The sequence below is a fragment of the Tistrella mobilis genome (genome assembly GCF_041468085.1).
GTDB classification, from domain to species: Bacteria; Pseudomonadota; Alphaproteobacteria; order Tistrellales; family Tistrellaceae; genus Tistrella; species Tistrella mobilis_A.
Window position 1 is genome coordinate 1,721,760 of record NZ_CP121017.1, and the last position, 16,501, is coordinate 1,738,260.

11 protein-coding genes are annotated in these 16,501 nt (G+C 67.2%); 3 read left to right on the forward strand and 8 right to left on the reverse strand.

Annotated features, from left to right (window positions below; all coding sequences use genetic code 11):
* Positions 1–49 precede the first annotated feature (49 nt).
* From P7L68_RS13660 to P7L68_RS13675, 4 genes are all read right to left on the reverse strand, one after another.
* Positions 50–1,195, reverse strand: a complete 1,146-nt coding sequence (locus tag P7L68_RS13660) for a hypothetical protein (RefSeq protein ID WP_372006185.1) — start codon at positions 1,193–1,195, stop codon at positions 50–52.
* A 48-nt stretch (positions 1,196–1,243) separates the two neighbouring features.
* The gene (locus P7L68_RS13665; RefSeq protein WP_372006186.1) at positions 1,244–6,244 is read right to left on the reverse strand and encodes an RHS repeat-associated core domain-containing protein; all 5,001 of its coding nucleotides are present in this window, start codon (positions 6,242–6,244) and stop codon (positions 1,244–1,246) included.
* Positions 6,245–6,440: 196 nt separating this feature from the next.
* Positions 6,441–6,965, reverse strand: a complete 525-nt coding sequence (locus P7L68_RS13670; protein WP_372006187.1) for a GNAT family N-acetyltransferase — start codon at positions 6,963–6,965, stop codon at positions 6,441–6,443.
* On the reverse strand, positions 6,962–8,122 hold the full coding sequence (locus P7L68_RS13675) for a GTP-binding protein (RefSeq protein WP_372006188.1): 1,161 nt from the start codon (positions 8,120–8,122) through the stop codon (positions 6,962–6,964). Before P7L68_RS13675 ends, P7L68_RS13670 begins: the two co-directional genes overlap by 4 nt.
* Before the next feature lie 140 nt (positions 8,123–8,262).
* On the opposite strand from P7L68_RS13675, the gene P7L68_RS13680 reads away from it, so the two are divergent.
* Positions 8,263–9,201 carry a 3-hydroxyacyl-CoA dehydrogenase NAD-binding domain-containing protein gene (locus P7L68_RS13680; protein ID WP_372006189.1) on the forward strand — a complete coding sequence of 313 codons (939 nt, stop codon included), beginning with the start codon at positions 8,263–8,265 and terminating at the stop codon, positions 9,199–9,201.
* Positions 9,202–9,285: 84 nt separating this feature from the next.
* Here the strand turns inward: P7L68_RS13680 and P7L68_RS13685 are convergent, their stop codons facing one another.
* Complete coding sequence (locus tag P7L68_RS13685; RefSeq protein ID WP_372006190.1) at positions 9,286–10,503, reverse strand: NADP-dependent isocitrate dehydrogenase; 1,218 nt, start codon at positions 10,501–10,503, stop codon at positions 9,286–9,288.
* Between the two features lie 263 nt (positions 10,504–10,766).
* Here P7L68_RS13685 and P7L68_RS13690 point away from each other — a divergent pair, with 263 nt between their 5' ends.
* The gene (locus tag P7L68_RS13690) at positions 10,767–11,660 is read left to right on the forward strand and encodes a hypothetical protein (protein ID WP_372006191.1); all 894 of its coding nucleotides are present in this window, start codon (positions 10,767–10,769) and stop codon (positions 11,658–11,660) included.
* Positions 11,661–11,769: 109 nt separating this feature from the next.
* Positions 11,770–12,978 carry a LysM peptidoglycan-binding domain-containing protein gene (locus P7L68_RS13695; RefSeq protein WP_372006192.1) on the forward strand — a complete coding sequence of 403 codons (1,209 nt, stop codon included), beginning with the start codon at positions 11,770–11,772 and terminating at the stop codon, positions 12,976–12,978.
* Here P7L68_RS13695 and P7L68_RS13700 read toward each other — a convergent pair whose 3' ends face one another.
* From P7L68_RS13700 to P7L68_RS13710, 3 genes are all read right to left on the reverse strand, one after another.
* Positions 12,979–14,220, reverse strand: coding sequence for an MFS transporter (locus tag P7L68_RS13700; protein ID WP_372006193.1), 1,242 nt, complete (start codon positions 14,218–14,220; stop codon positions 12,979–12,981).
* 79 nt (positions 14,221–14,299) lie between these two features.
* Positions 14,300–15,649 carry a hypothetical protein gene (locus P7L68_RS13705; protein WP_372006194.1) on the reverse strand — a complete coding sequence of 450 codons (1,350 nt, stop codon included), beginning with the start codon at positions 15,647–15,649 and terminating at the stop codon, positions 14,300–14,302.
* A 195-nt stretch (positions 15,650–15,844) separates the two neighbouring features.
* A complete protein-coding gene (locus P7L68_RS13710) occupies positions 15,845–16,453 on the reverse strand; it encodes a TetR/AcrR family transcriptional regulator (RefSeq protein ID WP_372006195.1) in 609 nt (202 codons plus the stop codon).
* Positions 16,454–16,501: the final 48 nt, after the last annotated feature.

The window sequence follows — 16,501 nt, forward strand, 5'->3', positions numbered from 1 at the left end:
GCACCAGGGGGCGGCAGGTGATGACCTGCCGCCCCTTCTGCATCCGGCATCATCCCTTGCTGGTGTGATTGCCCTCGGCGACCCAGATGGTGTTGCCCCAGTCGCTTTCGTTGCGCACCGCGCTGAACAGGCCGTTATTGCCGTACTGGTCGTAGATCGTGAACCGGGTCTCGTAGTACCAGTTGTCGTAGCCCGAGTTATAGCTGCTGCTGTGCAGCCGGGTCAGACAAACGGCATTGCGGCGCTGATTGTAGCGGATGTTGATGCCGATCTGGGAAATATAGGCGGTGCTTTCCGGACCGAACTGCCAGATATAGTGCCAGTTCGGGTGTTTGTCCTTTGAGATGATTGACCAGTTCGACGGACCGCTCGGCGCACCGCTGATATCCGAACGGATGATATAGCAGCCCTGCTCGGTGATGGTGAAATAGTAGTTGTCCTGGTCCCAGTCCTTGCCGTTGGCCGTATCTTCACGGTCGAGCCTGGTGTTGCTCGAATTGTAGAAGATCGGCGTCAGGGCACGGAGGTAGACGCTGTTCTTGAAGTTGCCGGCCGGCGCATTGAAATGCTGGTCGGCATTCAGCGCATAACCGCCATCCGGCAGGGTGATCCGGCTGCCGATGGTGATTGCACGTGACCGGGCATCGGTCGCGCAGGTCACATAATAGGTCGTGACCTCCTGAACGAATTGGGCAAAGCGCGCCGCCGCGCTCTGGCCTTCGGGCAGGGTGTGGAACTGGTTGGCCGACGTCCCGTAACCCCAGCCGGACGGCAGGGACTGGGCGGTGGTGTAGTCGAGCAGCGTGATGCTGGTCCGGGCCAGTACGGCGGCACTCAGCGGCACCACGGTGCCGTTCACGTCGATCGGCGTGAAGTAGACCCGCACGCCGATCTGGTTCAGGCCGTTGCCGTAGATGGAACCAGAGGTGGCCCCGGTTTCGAACACGATGCGGAAATCGGACAGGCCGCTCCAGGCATGATGCCAGTCGGCGTTGTTCTCACCCCAGGCTGGATAGTAGCGGCCCTGGCTGCTGCCGTTGAACTGGGCGATCATGAAGTCGCCGGTGGTGTAGATGTTGTTGTTGTCGGCATCGGACTGGCGGACGATGAAGATATCACCCTGCTGGGCGTCATCACCCCAGACCTTTGGATTATCGTATGTACCGCTGGCGGCTTGTCTCTGCACGGCGTCCATCTGGCGGTCTCCCTTTGACATGCGGGTGGGTCGGCGGAGGAGAGGCGGTTACCTGTAGCCGGTATCTGGAACCCGGCGGCGGATGCTGCGCGGGCTGAGTGGCGGGTCGCCGGTGGGCGCACCGACGGTGAAGGTCAGCCGGTCGGCATTGGTCTCGGTCAGAGGCGTGCCACGGCTCGGGACCTCGACCCGTCCGCTCGGCGATGTTGCGGTCACGTTGTAGAGCCGCCCCTGGTTGTCGGCGGCGAAGAACCTGTCGTGAAGCGGTTGTGCGCCGATCTGATTGTCCTGCCGGAAGCGCTGCACGACGTCGAAGCGCTCGCGCATGCCCTGACTCGGGTTCCAGTCGCCGATGGTGGTGGTGACGTAGCGGGTGGATGTCACGTGATCGGCGGTGTCGATGCCGACGGCGGCACGGCCGACGTCGTTGGCGGCCGGGGACAGATGCGGATAGTTGCTGGCGCGGGCGGTTTCGCCCCGGCCAAGCTGAGCGGGGGCGCCGTTGTCGAACCGGCTGCGGGGGGCGACGACCCCGGATTCCGACGTCACCAGGCTTCGGCCTTCGCTGGCGGCTTCCCAGGGTCTGCGGGCCGCCGGGGCTTCTGCTGCCCAGGCGCGTGCCGCCCTGGGAGCGCCGCGGCCGCTCAACCCCTCGCGCTGGATGGTCGCGACGCGCTCCGACAGTTCCGACAGGCTGTTGCCGACACGGCGGCCGACGGTGCTGCCCAGTTTCGCCAGCCCCTCCATCGCCCCCGGGGCGCCGAGGCCCATCGACACCCAGCCCAGAATGGCGGAGGCCTGAGGCGCGGCCTCTTCCAGGGCGCCGCTGACGATGCCGGTGATGTCGGCGGCCAGGCCCAGCCCGCCGATCACGCCCACTGCCGAGGCACCGGCACTGATCCCGGCGATCACGCCCTCTGCCGCAATCACTGGTGCCGCCGCCATGCCGAAGGTGACGACCGTCGCGATGATGCCGAGGATGCCGAGGCCGATGCCGATCCAGGCACTCACGCTCAGATGCCCGGTCGGATCGGCCAGATTGATGGGGTCGCCGGCGCAATAGGCGTAGCGGTTGATGCCGCCCGGGCCGAAGGGGCTCCAGGAATCCGGGGTGGTGAAGCGCATCAGCACCGGGTCATAGGCCCGGTAGCCATTGCCCAGATGGATCATGCCCGTGGCCGGATCCTGCCGCTCGGCATCGAATCCATTGGGCACCGATTTTGAAACCGGTCTGAAGCCATAGGGCGTGTAAGCGAAGCTGCCGATACCGGCTGCAAGCAGCACGCTCCCCTTGCCGTCGGTGCCATAGAGCGCCGTGGCGGCTCCGGTCCCGTCGCGGCGCTGGCCGAGGGCAAGCCCCGCGAGGCTGGGGAAGCGCAGCGTGCTGCCGGTTTCGATCTGGTTTGCAAGCAGGCTGCCGCGGTAGTGGAGTTCGTCGTTGCCACCCCCGTTCAGGCCCTGAAGGATCAGCCGGTCGGTGGCATCATAGCCATAGCTTGCCGTCGTGCCGCCATCGACCGTGATCAGCCGGCCGAGCGGGTCGTAGCCCAGGCGCCGCCCCGCGCCGTCCAGGATCATCCGGCCGGCGCCGTCATAGGCGAGGTCGATGCGGGCGGGGTAGCCCGGATGGGTATGGGTCACCCGCACCAGCCGGCTCGGATCGGTCGTGTCATAGGTGAAGACGGCGGTGTCGGTGCCGTCGGTAAGCGTGGTGGTGCAGCCGACCACATTACCGAGCGCGTCATAGCTGAGAGCAAGGGCTGAAATCGCGCGCCCCGAGCCATCGACCGGCGGCTGGCTGCCGGCACAGCTGTAACTGGTCAGCCGGTTGCGGCTGTCGTAGCCGAAGTTCTCCTGCCTGAGGACGGTGCCACCCTCGCGGGTGGTCCGGTTCTGAATCTGGCCGTTCGGCCGCCAGCTCTGCGACATCGACAGGCTGGCCGCCCCCGATATCTCGCGGCTGATCTCCAGCCCGAAGGCGTCGTAGCCGAGCGTGGTGGTGAGGCTGCGGCCGGTGGTGGGGTCGGTGGCGGTCCAGCTCGACGGCCGTCCGAAGCCGTCGTAACTGATGCTGGCAGTCAGGCCGGGATCGGTAATGCCGGTGTTGCGGCCGATCCCGTCATAGGCGAAGCGCTGGGTGGTGCCGCCGATATCGGTCCAGTGCTGCAGCCGACCCTGAAGCGAATGCAGATAAGAGGTGCTGCGCGTGGGGGCGTCGGGCGCCGTCCGGGTGGTTTCGCTTTTGAGCAGGCCCGAGGGATAGTAGGCAATGTCGCGCACGGCTCCGCCGGTCTGGGTGGCATTGGTCAGCAGGATGCCAGCCGGTGCATAGACATAGCTCTGGACCATGCCGCCCGCACTGATCTGCGTACGGGAGAAGCCGAGCGCAGGTTCCCAGGTGAAGCTGGCGGTGACGCCGTCGGGGCGGTGCTCGCTTGCGGGAACCGGCCGGTTGCCTTCGTAGGTGAAGCTGGTGGTCTGGCCGCCGGTGGTCGTCTGTTGTTTGCGCCCGAGCCCGTCGAAGGTCTGCAGTCCGAGCGAGGTGCTGCCCACCCTGACCGCGGTGATCAGCGTGTCGTTGGAATCGGGCGCATAGTTTTTGGTGACCGCCGTTCCGTCGGGCAGAGTGGTGGCGATCACCCGGTCCCAGTCGTCATAGCTGTAGGCGGTGACCTGGCCGAGTTCGTCGGTGCGGCGGCGCAGCCGGCCGATGCCGTCATAGGCGCAGGTGATCGTGGCCAGGACCGTACCATCGGGCGCATGGCGCGTTGTCGTCGTCGGCAGACCCAGAAGATTGCAGGTGGTGACCTGCCACCCCTGGCCCGGGCCGATCAGGCCGGTCTGCGTCTGGAGGCTTACGGGATCATAGGCGCTGCGTTCCTGGTGACCGTCGGGCAGGGTGGTGACGTCGTTGCCACCCCAGTCGTCATAGGCGAAGCGGGTGGTGCCCGAGACGGTGGTCTGGCTGCCGCCGCCATCCGCTCGCAGCACGTCGAGATCGGTGGCCTCCGTCACCCGTCCCCAGGCGTCGTAGCTGCGCGAGGCAATGGTGATCCAGCCCTGGAGGGCGCCGTCGGCATCTGCCATCTCGCGCCGGACTTCGCGACCGAGTGCATCGGTCCAGTAGCGGGTGCGGACGCCGCGGGGGTCGGTGACGATGGTTGCCGAGGTCTTCTGGCTGCCGCTCTGCAGTTCGTAGGCATAGCTCTGTACGGTCTCGAAAGCCGTGCCGGCGCTGGTCGTGCTCGTCAGGATCCGACCGATCCCGTCATAGCTGTAGCGGGTCTCGATACCCCAGGGATCGGTTTCGGAGATCAGCCGCGCGCCATAAGTCGTCTGTACCCGACGGCGGGTGACCGTAAGGCCGTCATGCGTGGTGATGGTCGCCGTCTGAACCAGATCGCCGCCCTGGCGGGCGAAGGCGAAATCTGTCTGCCGGGTATAGGAGGCGGGGGTGCCGCCGGGAACGTGGATGGTCTCGGTCAGCCGCGACATCCGGCCGAATTCCGCGGACCGGGTATCGGTCACATAGGCGTAGGTGGCGCTGTGAAGCAGCCGTCCGTTGCGGGACAGGTCTTCGCCCGTCTTCATCACGGCGCTCGCGACCGGGCTTCCCGACACCACGCCCAGCGCATCATAGCTGTAGCTGGTGGTTTCGACGGGGGCATCGTAAGCCGTTGCGGGCGGCGTGACGGTGCAGGTCTTGGGAAAACGGACGAAACCGTTCGGATCCGGGGGGCATTTGCCCGCCTCGCCGCCGGCCGGGTAATAGATCCAGCTCGTGGTCGTGCCGTCGGGCGTCACCTGCAGGGTCATGTTCCCTGCGCTGTCGAATTCGGTCGTCGTGGTCTCGGTGCGTGACGACTGGCCGCCATTGCGGGCATAGGTCACGGTGCTGGATCGCGGCAGCTGGAATTGTGGCGGCTGATCCTTGAACTGGGTGCCGATGCGCGCGTAATAGACGGTCTCGGTGGTCCGGGCGGCGGTACCCTGGCTGACGACTTCCCTGGTCATCAGGTGGAAGTTGTTGTAGGTCCGCTCAATGGTCATGGTCCGGTCGCCACAGACCGATGTCTCGCGGGACCAGTAAGTATAGCTTGTCAGGACATCGTAGAGATAATCCGAGTCCGGGCTCCAGCGGCCGCCGCTGGCCGAGGCGCCCAGGTAATTATTTGAGGAATAAGTGTAGGTCCGGCTGATCGCCGGCTGATTGCCCTGCGGGTACTGCGTATAGCTGTCGACCCGCGGCAGGGCCGGCAGGCCGGCACCCGAGGGGAAGGCAGCGGTGCCCGCCAGATAGGTCACTCGTTCGATCAGTCCGGTGGGAGACTGGAGTTCGGTCAGCATCTGCCGGCCGCCGACCGGATTGTAGGTCAGGCCCCAGGCGAGGGCAGGGGTCTGGGAGGTATTCTCCACCCGGTTCAGAAAATTGCCCTGGAAGAAGAGGCGCAGCGTATAGCTGCCGGTCTGTCCCGGCCAGACGGTGAGCGTGCTGACCGAGGTGCCGTAGCTCGCCTGGAACAGGACCGTTGTCTCATCCCTCACTTCGGTGAGGCGGCGGGTGGTTCCCGACTGATCCCAGGTCAGATCGAGCCGCCGACCGGTCGGGCTGTAGATCCGGCTCGGCACCTTGATCGTGAAGGCATCGTTGCGGAGTAACTCAACCTCGCCTGATTTATGGGTGATCTTGTAGTATCCGGCATAAGAACCGGTGGTGAGCTTTTCGAAGCGCACCGTGTCGAGCCGGTTCTGCTGAAGAGACACGCCATTCGTCGTCTCGTTGACCTTGAACTGGTCACCGGTCGACAGGATCAGCAGGCGTTGTCCGCTGTCATAGCGCGAGAGGCCCAGCGAAAAACCCTGTCCGATCCCCGGCGCCACCGCCCCCAGCGGGTCGTAGCGCAGGGCGAGATCGAGCGACGGACCCAGATTGGCATTCCCGATCAGCCGGGCGATCGGCAGGCTTACGCTGTAAAGCCCCGTCCGCGGGTCGACGCCGCTCTGCAGCGCGCTCGGGAAGTTGAAGGCTTGTGAGTAGAAATCGGCCATGGGGCTCCTCCCGGGCCGACATGCAGCTGTCGGCCGCATTTTTCAGGCAAGTATGGGTAGATCGTCTATATGGTGTATTTATCAGAAATTTTATACTTATGGTAGAGGAATAATACCTTCAGAACATATTTTTGAAAAATAAGAAATCTAAAGTAGATAATCCGGATGTGACGACGGGATCCCGGAGCCGGCGGGATCAGTTCCAGTCGTCAGGCTCTGCCGTGGTGACCCTGAGCAGGCGAAGCCCGGCTTTCAGATAGGCCCCGAAGGCCCGCGGATGATCGGTGGTGTCGGTATGAAGCACCACCTGCCCGGCACCGGCATCGAAGGCAAGGCGGAGCACGTGGTCGAGCAGGAAACCGCCCCAGCCGCGGCCCTGAGCGGCGGGAGTAAGACCGAAATGCACGATCTCCGCCGCGGGGGACGCGGGCGTCCCGTGGGCGAGGTCCAGTTCCACGAATCCCAGAACCGTACCGGCGGCATCCCGCGCGATCAGCACCCGGCGGCCGGGACGATCCAGAATGGCTTGCAGCTGATCGCGCGTCAGTGTCAGGCGGCGGGACCAGCCATGGGGCCCGCCGACGGCGCGATAGGCGGCGAGATAGGTGTCGACGTCGCCATCGGCCCGGGCAAGATGCAGGTCGGCCGGCTGCGGGCGCGGCGGGTCCGCCGGCGCCTGATCTGTCCCGAACCAGCTGAAGATCACCCGCCCGGGGCTCATGCGGCCGCCTCGGTCGCCAGTCGCTCCAGCGCTGCGGCGGGATCGGCATCCAGGGTGATCGCGACCAGCGTCGGTTCGGCCGGCAGGTCGGCATCATGCCCCAGCGGCATGGTCGGGTAGAGCCGGTGCTGCACGCCGTGCAGGGCGGCACCCGGGCGGTCGCCTTCGGGCGGCAGCAGCCCCTTCAGCCGCAGCAGCGCCGGTCCCATATCGGCTGCCAGCCGCTCTGCGGCGCGGATCACCCGCGCCTGCGGCGTGCCGGCCGGCAGCCGCCGGGTGGCGGTGGCGATGCGGGCATCGGCGGTGTGGTGGTGGCCATGGTGATCATGCCCATGCTCATGCCCATGCCCATGCCCATGCCCATGCCCATGCTCATGCTCATGATCATGGTGGTCGTGATCATGATGGTGATGGGCATGCGGATGGTGCGCATGGCCCGGCACTGCACAGGCACCATCGGCACAGGCATGGCGATCGGCCGCCGCTTCGGCGGCAAGCCAGGCGCGGGCGCTGTCGCCCTGGGCCTCCGGCGCATAGGGCAGGGGGGCGATCAGCCGGTCGGGATCGGCCAGCGCTGCTTCCCGCGACAGAATCATGGCGCCCGGGTTGAGTGTCTGCAGCCGCATCTTGAGCGCCGCGGTGGCGGCCGTACCCGCGAGATCCGCCTTGGTGATCACGATCCGGTCGGCCAGAACCGCCTGACGCAGCGCCTCTTCATGCGTGTCGAGCTGGGCGTCGCCATGTTCGGCATCGATGCAGGCGATCACACCCGCCAGCGCGAACCGCGCTGCCGTCAGCGGATGGGCGGCCAGCGTGTGGATGATCGGGGCCGGGTCGGCCAGGCCGGTGGTCTCGACGATCACCCGGTCCAGCCGGTCGATCTGCCCGCGGGCATGATCCAGATGCAGCCGCATCAGCGTGTCGGTGAGATCGGATCTGAGGGTGCAGCAGATGCAGCCGGCATCGATCGCCACCTGGCGTTCACCGGCCATGCGCAGCAGTTCATGATCGATCCCGGTCTCGCCGTATTCGTTCACGATCAGCGCTGTCGTGGGCGCGATCTCCGGCCGGCGCCGGAAGATGTCGGCGATCAGGCTGGTCTTGCCGGCACCAAGGAAGCCGGTGATCACCAGCACGGGAATGCGGCGTTCGATCATGGCGCGCCTCATCTGGAAGGGGGCACCAGAATAGGCAGGCCGGCGGCGGCCGTCGAGAACAGCCGTGTTTGCAGATGGCCTGCACGGTCGTAGTCTGCATCGGCCTTTCAGGGCTGCGCAGGCTGTACGGGGTTGAGACGATGATGTTCGACAGGATAGCCGTCCTCGGGGCGGGAACGATCGGGATGAGCTGGGCGGCGCTGTTCGCCGCCAGCGGCCGCGAGGTGGTGATCTATGATCCGGCCCCGGATGTCGAGGCGCGCTGTCGCCGGCTGGTTGCGGCCAGTGCCGGGGCCCTCAAGGCGCTGGGTCAGCCCCATGCCGGCGACGACAGCCGGCTGCGCTTCACCGCCGACCCTGCGGACGCGGTCGACGGTGCGGACTTCGTGCAGGAAAGCGTGCCCGAGCGGGTCGAGGTCAAGCATGCGCTCTATGCCCGGATCGCGGAACGGCTGGCGCCGCAGGCAATCATCGGCAGTTCGACCTCGGGGCTTACCCTCGGCCAGCTTCAGGCCGGATGCGCTGCGCCCGGACGGCTGATCATCGCGCACCCCTTCAACCCGCCGCATCTGATCCCGCTGGTCGAGCTGATGGGCAACGGCCAGACCGAGGCGGGCGTGATCGACACCGCCGACGCCTTCTATACCGGCCTCGGCAAAATCTGCGTGCGGCTGCACAAGGAGGTGCCGGGCCATATCGCCAACCGCCTTCAGGCGGCGATCTGGCGCGAGGCCATCCATCTCGCGGCCGAGGGGGTTGCGAGCGTCGAGGATATCGACAAGGCGGTAGCCTATGGGCCGGGGCTGCGCTGGGCGGCGATGGGGCCGGTCAGCCTGTTCCATCTGGGGGGAGGCCCGGGCGGCATCCGCGCCTTCTGCGACCATCTGGGCGGCGCCTTCCAGAGCTGGTGGCAGGATCTGGGCACGCCGATGATGACGCCCGAGGTGGTCGACATGCTGGCCGAGGGCGTGGCGGCCGGCCGTGATGCCCGCCCGATCGAGGAACTGGCGGCCGAGCGCGACCGGCTGATCCTGGCCTATCTGCTGGCGCGGGGGAGCAGGACGACGCCCTCGTCCTGAACACTGGCGCTGAAAAGACGACGGGCGCGGCAGGAAACCCTGCCGCGCCCGCGATCGTCAGCCGTCTGCCTTAACGGCAGGTCCTCAGGAAGCCATGGCCTTCTTGAGGTTCTCGTCGATCTTGTCGAGGAAGGCGGTGGTGTTGAGCCACGCCTGATCCTTGCCGACCAGGATCGCCAGATCCTTGGTCATATAGCCGGCCTCGACGGTTTCGACGCAGACGCGCTCCAGGGTCTCGGCGAAGCCGATCAGGGCGTCGTTGCCGTCGAACTTGCCGCGATAGCCAAGACCGCGGGTCCAGGCGAAGATCGAGGCGATCGGGTTGGTCGAGGTCTCGCGGCCCTTCTGGTGCTCGCGGAAATGACGGGTGACGGTGCCATGGGCGGCCTCGGCCTCCACGGTCTTTCCGTCCGGCGTCATCAGCACCGAGGTCATCAGACCCAGCGAGCCGAAGCCCTGGGCGACGGTGTCGGACTGCACGTCGCCGTCATAGTTCTTGCAGGCCCAGACGAAACCGCCTTCCCACTTCAGGGCCGAGGCGACCATGTCGTCGATCAGGCGATGCTCGTAGACGATACCGGCGGCCTTGAACTGGTCGGCGAACTCGGCGTCGAAGACCTCCTGGAACAGATCCTTGAAGCGGCCGTCATAGGCCTTCAGGATCGTGTTCTTGGTCGACAGATAAACCGGATAGCCGCGCTGCAGGCCGTAATTCATGCAGGCGCGCGCGAAACCGCGGATCGACTCGTCCAGGTTGTACATCGCCATGGCGACGCCCGAACCGGGGAACTTGAAGACCTCGTACTCGATCGCCTCGCCGCCGTCTTCCGGCTGGAAGCGGACGGTCAGGGTGCCCTTGCCCGGCACCTTGAAGTCGGTCGCGCGATACTGGTCGCCGAAGGCATGACGGCCGATCACGATCGGCTGGGTCCAGCCCGGCACCAGGCGCGGCACGTTGCGGCAGATGATCGGCTCGCGGAAGACGGTGCCACCCAGGATGTTGCGGATGGTGCCGTTCGGCGACTTCCACATCTGCTTCAGCTTGAACTCCTCGACGCGGGCCTCGTCGGGGGTGATGGTCGCGCACTTCACGCCGACGCCATGCTTGGCGATCGCCTCTGCGGCCTCGACCGTCACCTTGTCGTTGGTCGCGTCGCGATGCTCGACGCCGAGATCGTAATAGAGAAGGTCGACGTCGAGATAGGGCAGGATCAGCTTGTCCTTGATGAACCGCCAGATGATGCGGGTCATCTCGTCACCGTCCAGTTCGACGACAGGATTGGCGACCTTGATCTTGGTCATGCGGACGATCTCCTCGGCGATGCGCGGCACCCCGGGGGCGCCGTTGCGACCGGGGCGGCTCCCGGGCCGGGACGGTCCGGGGCGGCAGACGCCGGTCGCGATCGGCGCGCAACATAGCATCGTGCGCGGCCGTTGCAAACCGGCCGCAAACAGCTTCCGCAGATACCGAAGATTGCGCGGGCGCCGCACCCGCTTGACCCGCGGCGCGGTTCGGACCACGGTCTTCGGCACAAGCCCGCTTCATCACCGGAAGGCCATCTCCTTTGAGTGACCTGTTCAGTCTTGTCGAGCATCCGCTGGCGGTGACCCTGATCTGGCCGTTCGTGCTGGGGCTGCTGCTGCCGCCGGCGCTGCGCTGGCTTGCGGGCAGTGCCGCCGGCTGGCGGATTGCGGTGGTCGCGGTGCCGCTGGGGCTGCTGGCCGGGCTGGTGCTGATGCTGGGCCGGCCGGCGCTGCCGCCCCCGTCCAGCACCCAGAAACTGCCTTATCTGCTGACGGCGGCTGCGGCCGCGGCCGCGATCCTGGGCCTGCTCAGCCCCAGAGCCGCACGGATCGCCGCCATCCCCGCCGGCCTGCTTGTGGTGGGTGGCGGCACGCTCTGGATGGCCGGCGCCCGGCTCGGCCGGTACGAGACCGTCGATCTCGTGCTGCTGCTGGGCGGGCTGGGCCTGGGCTTCGCAGCCCTGCTCGGCCGGTTGGGCCAGAGGGCCGAAACCGATGGGGCCGGCCGTCAGGTTCTGGTGATCCTGGCGGCGTTGGGCCTGGGCTTTGTCGCGATCAATGCCGGCAGTGCTTCGGTGGGGCAGGCAGGGTTCATGGCGGCGGCGGCGGGGGCAGGCTTCCTGCCCTGGCTGCTTCTGCCCGGGCGGGCCGATTTTGGTCTGGCCGGCGTGATCGCCGCCGGCGGCGCGCTGGCGCTGCTGGCGGCCCATCTGGTGCTGTCGCGGCCAAGCGGCCTGGTCGTGGCCTGCCTGGCCATCCTGCTGCTGGTGCCCTTCGCCGACGGGCCCGCAACCCGGCTGTCCAACCGCCTCGGCATCGGCCCGGGGCGGTTCGGCAAACTGGCCCGACTGGTGGTGCTGGCGCTGGTCGCCGCCGTGCCGATGGCGATTGCGGTGGCGATCGCCATCCTTGTCGGTGCCGGTCTGCCGTCCTGAGCGTCCAGGGCCTTGCCCGGCGTTGAAGCATTCCGGGATGACGTTTAATGTTCCTGCGGACGGGAATGCGTGACCACGCACGACGTGTGGTCCGCAAGGGGAGGCGCAGGTGACGTCACGGAATATCGCCATCATCGCGGCCGTGGCCGCGATCATCGCCGCCATCGCCGGATGGCTGATCTGGGGTGGGGACGCTGACGACAGGACAGCGGCCACCACACCGGTGCCGGCTGCCCCGGCTCCGGCCCCCGCGGCACCGGCGGTGACACCGGCTTCTCAGGCGCCGGCCCCTCAGGCATCGGCCCCCCAGCAGGCGCCGGCCGCCCAGGTGGCGGCGCCTGCTGCAGCCCCTGCTGCCCAGACCACCGGTCGCGACGTGCTGGTGAAGCCCGCTACGCCCGAACCCGCGGCACCGGCCACCCCCCCCGGGGCGGTGGCGGAACCGGCGGCGCCCAGCTTTGATATTGTTCGGGTCAGTCCGCGCGGCGACACCGTGGTTGCCGGCCGCGCCGAGCCCAATGCCGAGGTGGTGCTGCGCGACGGCGGCACCGAGATCGGCCGCGCCCGGGCCGATGAGCGGGGCGAATGGGTGATCCTGCCCGAAAAGCCGCTCAACCGCGGCAATCGCGAACTCGACCTGGAAGCGACGCTGCCCGGCGGCGCGAAGGTGAAATCGAAGGATGTCGTGGTGCTGGCCGTGCCCGACACGGCCCCCCAGGCCTCGGCGGCGGCGGGGGGGGATGCGAAGCCCGAGCCGGAGCAGCCGGTGGCCGAACAGCCGATGGCGGTGCTGATGCCGCGCGACGGCGACGGCACCGGCCGTCTGCTTCAGCGCAGCGACCCGACCGGCGTGTCGGAAGGCCCGCTCAGTCTGGAAGTGATCGATTACGACGATCAGGGCCGGGTCAGCCTGTCGGGGCGGGCCAGGGCCGGCAAGGAAGTGCGGATCTATCTCGACAACGACCTGATCGCCACCGCCCGGCCGGACCCGGATCGCGGCGGCATCTGGGTGGTGACGCCCGAAGGCCGGATCCCGGAAGGCAAGGCGACCCTGCGGGTGGACCTGGTCGACGAGGGCGGCAAGGTGCTGGCGCGGCTGGAAACCCCGTTCTCGCGGGCGGCCTCGCCGATGATGCTGCCGGAAGGCCAGACCTATGTCGTCATCCAGCCCGGCGACTATCTGTGGCGCATCGCCCGCGCCACCTATGGCCAAGGCATCCGCTACACCACCATCTTCGAAGCCAATCGCGACCAGATCCGCAATCCGGACCTGATCTATCCGGGCCAGGTCTTCGTCCTGCCCGGGCATGACGGTTGATCAGCCGCCGATCCGCCCCTGGCGTGCGGAGATCCGGGCGGCGGCCACGCCGGCCAGGCTGACGATCGCCGCCACCAGCCCGACGGCCGCAAAGCCATGGGCGGCCATCACCAGCCCCAGAACCGCGGTGCCGGTGCTGATGCCCAGATAGGTGACGGCGCTCATCAGCGCCATCACCAGCCCGCGGGCAGTGCCGGCACGTTCGGTGGCCAGCGTGTTGAGCGCGGTGACCACCGTGCCCTGGGCCAGGCCCCAGAGGATCAGCGTCGCCTCGAAGGCGACCGGGCGGCCCAGGCTCTGCGACATCGCGACCATGTCCACGGCCAGCACCGCCAGCGCCACGGTCAGGGCGCGATCCTTGCCGACACGGTCGACCAGCCGGGCGTTGAGCGTGGAACCCGCCAGGCCCACGCCATACCAGAGCACGATGGCGCCGGCCGCCGCGGCACCGCTGCCTTCCAGATTGCGCAGCGCCGTGCCGACATAGGCATAGATGCCGTAGAACGACACCATATTGGCGAGGTTGGTTGCGAGCAGCGCCGCCACCCCCGGCCGGGTGACTGCATGGCGCAGCCGGGCCAGGAACCCTGCGGCGTCGGGGCCGCTGCCGGTAGCGGGGCCGGCGGCGTCGCGCGCGGGCGGCTGCGGCAGGCGCAGCACGGCAACCGCCAGAACCAGGATGATCAGCGCGGCTGCGGTCAGCGTACCGCGCCAGCCCAGATATTCGGCGGCGATGCCGGCCAGGGGCACGCCGGTGACCATGGTGATCGCCCAGCCGAACATTACCCGGCCCATCACCCGGCCGCGGGCGGCGAAGGGGACCATATCGCCGACATAGGCATAGATGGTCGGCAGCACCGCGCCGCAGGCGAGGCCCGAGAGCATGCGCGCCGCCAGCAGCATGCCGAAGCTCTGCGCGGTTGCGGCGATGATGCCGGCGATGGTGGCGATGACCATGCCGGCCGCGATCAGCCGCCGCCGGGGCAGATGCCCTGCAAACAGGCCGAAGAGCGGCGCCGAGACCGCGACCGCCAGCCCATAGGCGCTGATCGCGAAGGCGGCATCGGTGGCGGCCATGTCGAAATCGCGGGCGATATCGATCAGCAGCGGCGCCACCGCAAAGGCCTCGGTGCCGATCCCGGCCACCGCCGCGATCAGCGCCGCCACCGCCCAACCGGGCAGGCCGGCCGGCACATCAGCCGCAAGGGTGGGGGAGGGCGATGGCGGGCAGGAACTGGACATCGGGGGCACCACGCATCCGGGGGGAGGGATCGCGGCGCAGAATAGCCGAACGCGCGTTCGGCGGAAGGGGGAAGCGTGTTCAGCCGGACGTGACGGTGCGGTCGAGCAGGGTGACGGTCAGCGTGTCCACACTGGCCGGGTTCAGGTTCAGCTGTGGTGCCGAGAAACGCTCCGCGAAGGCGAAGTTGTAGGCCTCGGAACACGGGTTAAGGGCGGCCGCCCACTGGTTCCAATGGTTGGTGATGCCGGTGGGCCACAGCGCTGCGAACAGCAGGCCCTGGCCGGGCAGGGTGGAGAACCAGTCGGAACTCGCCATGTCGCCGACGGCAACCGTGCCGCCCGAGCCCTGGACCGTGACCGCCGAGCCGATGGCACCGATGTTCAGCCCGGCGAAGAGATCGCCCAGCACCCAGCCCCAGACATCGTTGCCCGGGGTCTGAAGCGCGCCGCCATTCAGCGAAAAATCGGGCGTGGCGCCGTAGCTTGCCGCCGGGTTCAGCAGGTTCCAGCGGTCGATGGTGATGGTGACGTTGGAAAACTGGCCGGTGCTGCCCGACAGGGTGATGGTGCCGGCTGCATCGATCGACGCGGTCAGGTCGTAGGTCTGGGCCACATAGGTCGGGCCGGTTTCCTGGTCGTTGCCGGCGAAATTGCCTTTGATCAGCGCGATGGTGCCGCCGCCCAGGCTGGTGAAGCCCGGGACCGGCGCCGTCGTCTTCGGGCCGAAGGTTTCGATCAGCGCATCGTAATAGGACAGGAAGGTGTCATAGGGCGTGGCCGGCAGGCCGGGCAGGGCGTCGGTCGACGGGCTGCCGAAGGGCGGATAGCTGTTGGGGCCGATGATCCGGACGAAATTGCCCGAGCCGTCGGTGACCACACCCGAGGCGGGGTTGAGCAACTGCTGCGACACACCGGCGGGCAGGGTGTTGCCGTCCGCCGCGAAGGCCGCGATCACCGCTTTCGCGGCCGGGGTCGACTGGACGGGATCGCTGAGGGCTGCGAGCGCGGTGTACAGATCGGCGGCGGTGGTGCCACCGGTCAGCCCCGCCAGGCTGCCGATCGGATTCCCCTGGAACGAGGTCCCGAGGCTCATCGGGATGCTCCAGAAATCGATCGCGGTCAGGTCGGCACAGCCGGTTGGCGTGCCGTCGAAGGTCAGTTCGAACTTGTCGAAGATATTGTCATTGCCGGTCAGGATGGAGGCGTTCGGGTCGATGGTGCACGAGGTGGCACTGTAGGCCACATAGATCCGGCCGCTGGTGGTGTCTTCGATGGTGAAACTGTTGATTGAGGACAGCGCATACCAGGTCTGGGCGGTCATCGCGGCGCCGTTGATGGTCGCGCTCAGCGAACTGCCCCAGAAGCCCAGATAGACATCCGTGTCCGGCGTGCCCGAATTGTTGGTGACGGTGAGGGTGATGGACGCCATCCTGCCGATCCTTCTGTCAAATATGTTGCATTTTGCAATACATCTGGATGAGGCGGATGAGGCAGGCCGCCGACGAGGCGAGGATGGCCCAACGGACAGGTTTCCGATGTATCGAGCACTTTCATCTTATTCGCGGAACTTTGCCATAAACAAGAGAGATGTGGTCGACCGGCAATACAATCTCTGCGGGAGCGCTCAGCCGCCAGCGGGATCGGCGATCGCCGGATCGTCGAGCAGCGCCAGCGCCGTGTGAACCAGCGCGGTCAGCAGCGCCGGTTCGGGCCGCACGCGGGAGAGGGTGCGCAGCCCCATCAGCGTGCCGAGCAGATGGGCGGCCAGATCCTGCGGGGGCAGGCGCCGGGTCACGCTGCCATCGGCCTGGCCGGCGGTGATCCGGTCGAGAAAGAAAGCCTCGATCCGACGCAGCGCATCGGCCACCACCTCCCGGAAGCCGGCATCATGCGGGGCCACTTCCAGGGATGCGTTGATCAGCATGCAGCCCTTGTGATCGGGATCCGAAATCGACCGCTCCAGCGGTTCGTCGAAAAAGGCGGCAAGACCTGCCCGCGGCGCCATGACCGAACAGCGCCGTATCCGCTCGGCAATGCCGCATTCGATGTAATGATCGAGCACACGGCCATAGAGGGCGCGCTTGTCACCGAAGGCATTATACAGGCTGGCACTGGTGATCCCGGTATGCTGGACCAGATCCCTGACCGAGGTCAGTTCATAGCCCCGGGCCCAGAAACACCGGGTGGCCGCATCCAGAACCTGTTCTTCGTCGAATTCCCGCGGGCGCGCCATGGCGAACGTCCGTTCCTCGTTTCGATACATGCGATCGGCATCTTGCCA

What these genes read in the sequence shown, in the direction of transcription:
- P7L68_RS13680 (WP_372006189.1), top strand. Translation starts at nt 8,263, where the DNA reads ATGATGTTCGACAGGATAGCCGTCCTCGGGGCGGGAACGATCGGGATG.
- P7L68_RS13675 (WP_372006188.1), bottom strand. Translation starts at nt 8,122, where the DNA reads ATGATCGAACGCCGCATTCCCGTGCTGGTGATCACCGGCTTCCTTGGT.
- P7L68_RS13660 (WP_372006185.1), bottom strand. Translation starts at nt 1,195, where the DNA reads ATGGACGCCGTGCAGAGACAAGCCGCCAGCGGTACATACGATAATCCA.
- P7L68_RS13670 (WP_372006187.1), bottom strand. Translation starts at nt 6,965, where the DNA reads ATGAGCCCCGGGCGGGTGATCTTCAGCTGGTTCGGGACAGATCAGGCG.
- P7L68_RS13665 (WP_372006186.1), bottom strand. Translation starts at nt 6,244, where the DNA reads ATGGCCGATTTCTACTCACAAGCCTTCAACTTCCCGAGCGCGCTGCAG.
- P7L68_RS13705 (WP_372006194.1), bottom strand. Translation starts at nt 15,649, where the DNA reads ATGGCGTCCATCACCCTCACCGTCACCAACAATTCGGGCACGCCGGAC.
- P7L68_RS13700 (WP_372006193.1), bottom strand. Translation starts at nt 14,220, where the DNA reads ATGTCCAGTTCCTGCCCGCCATCGCCCTCCCCCACCCTTGCGGCTGAT.
- P7L68_RS13710 (WP_372006195.1), bottom strand. Translation starts at nt 16,453, where the DNA reads ATGGCGCGCCCGCGGGAATTCGACGAAGAACAGGTTCTGGATGCGGCC.
- P7L68_RS13685 (WP_372006190.1), bottom strand. Translation starts at nt 10,503, where the DNA reads ATGACCAAGATCAAGGTCGCCAATCCTGTCGTCGAACTGGACGGTGAC.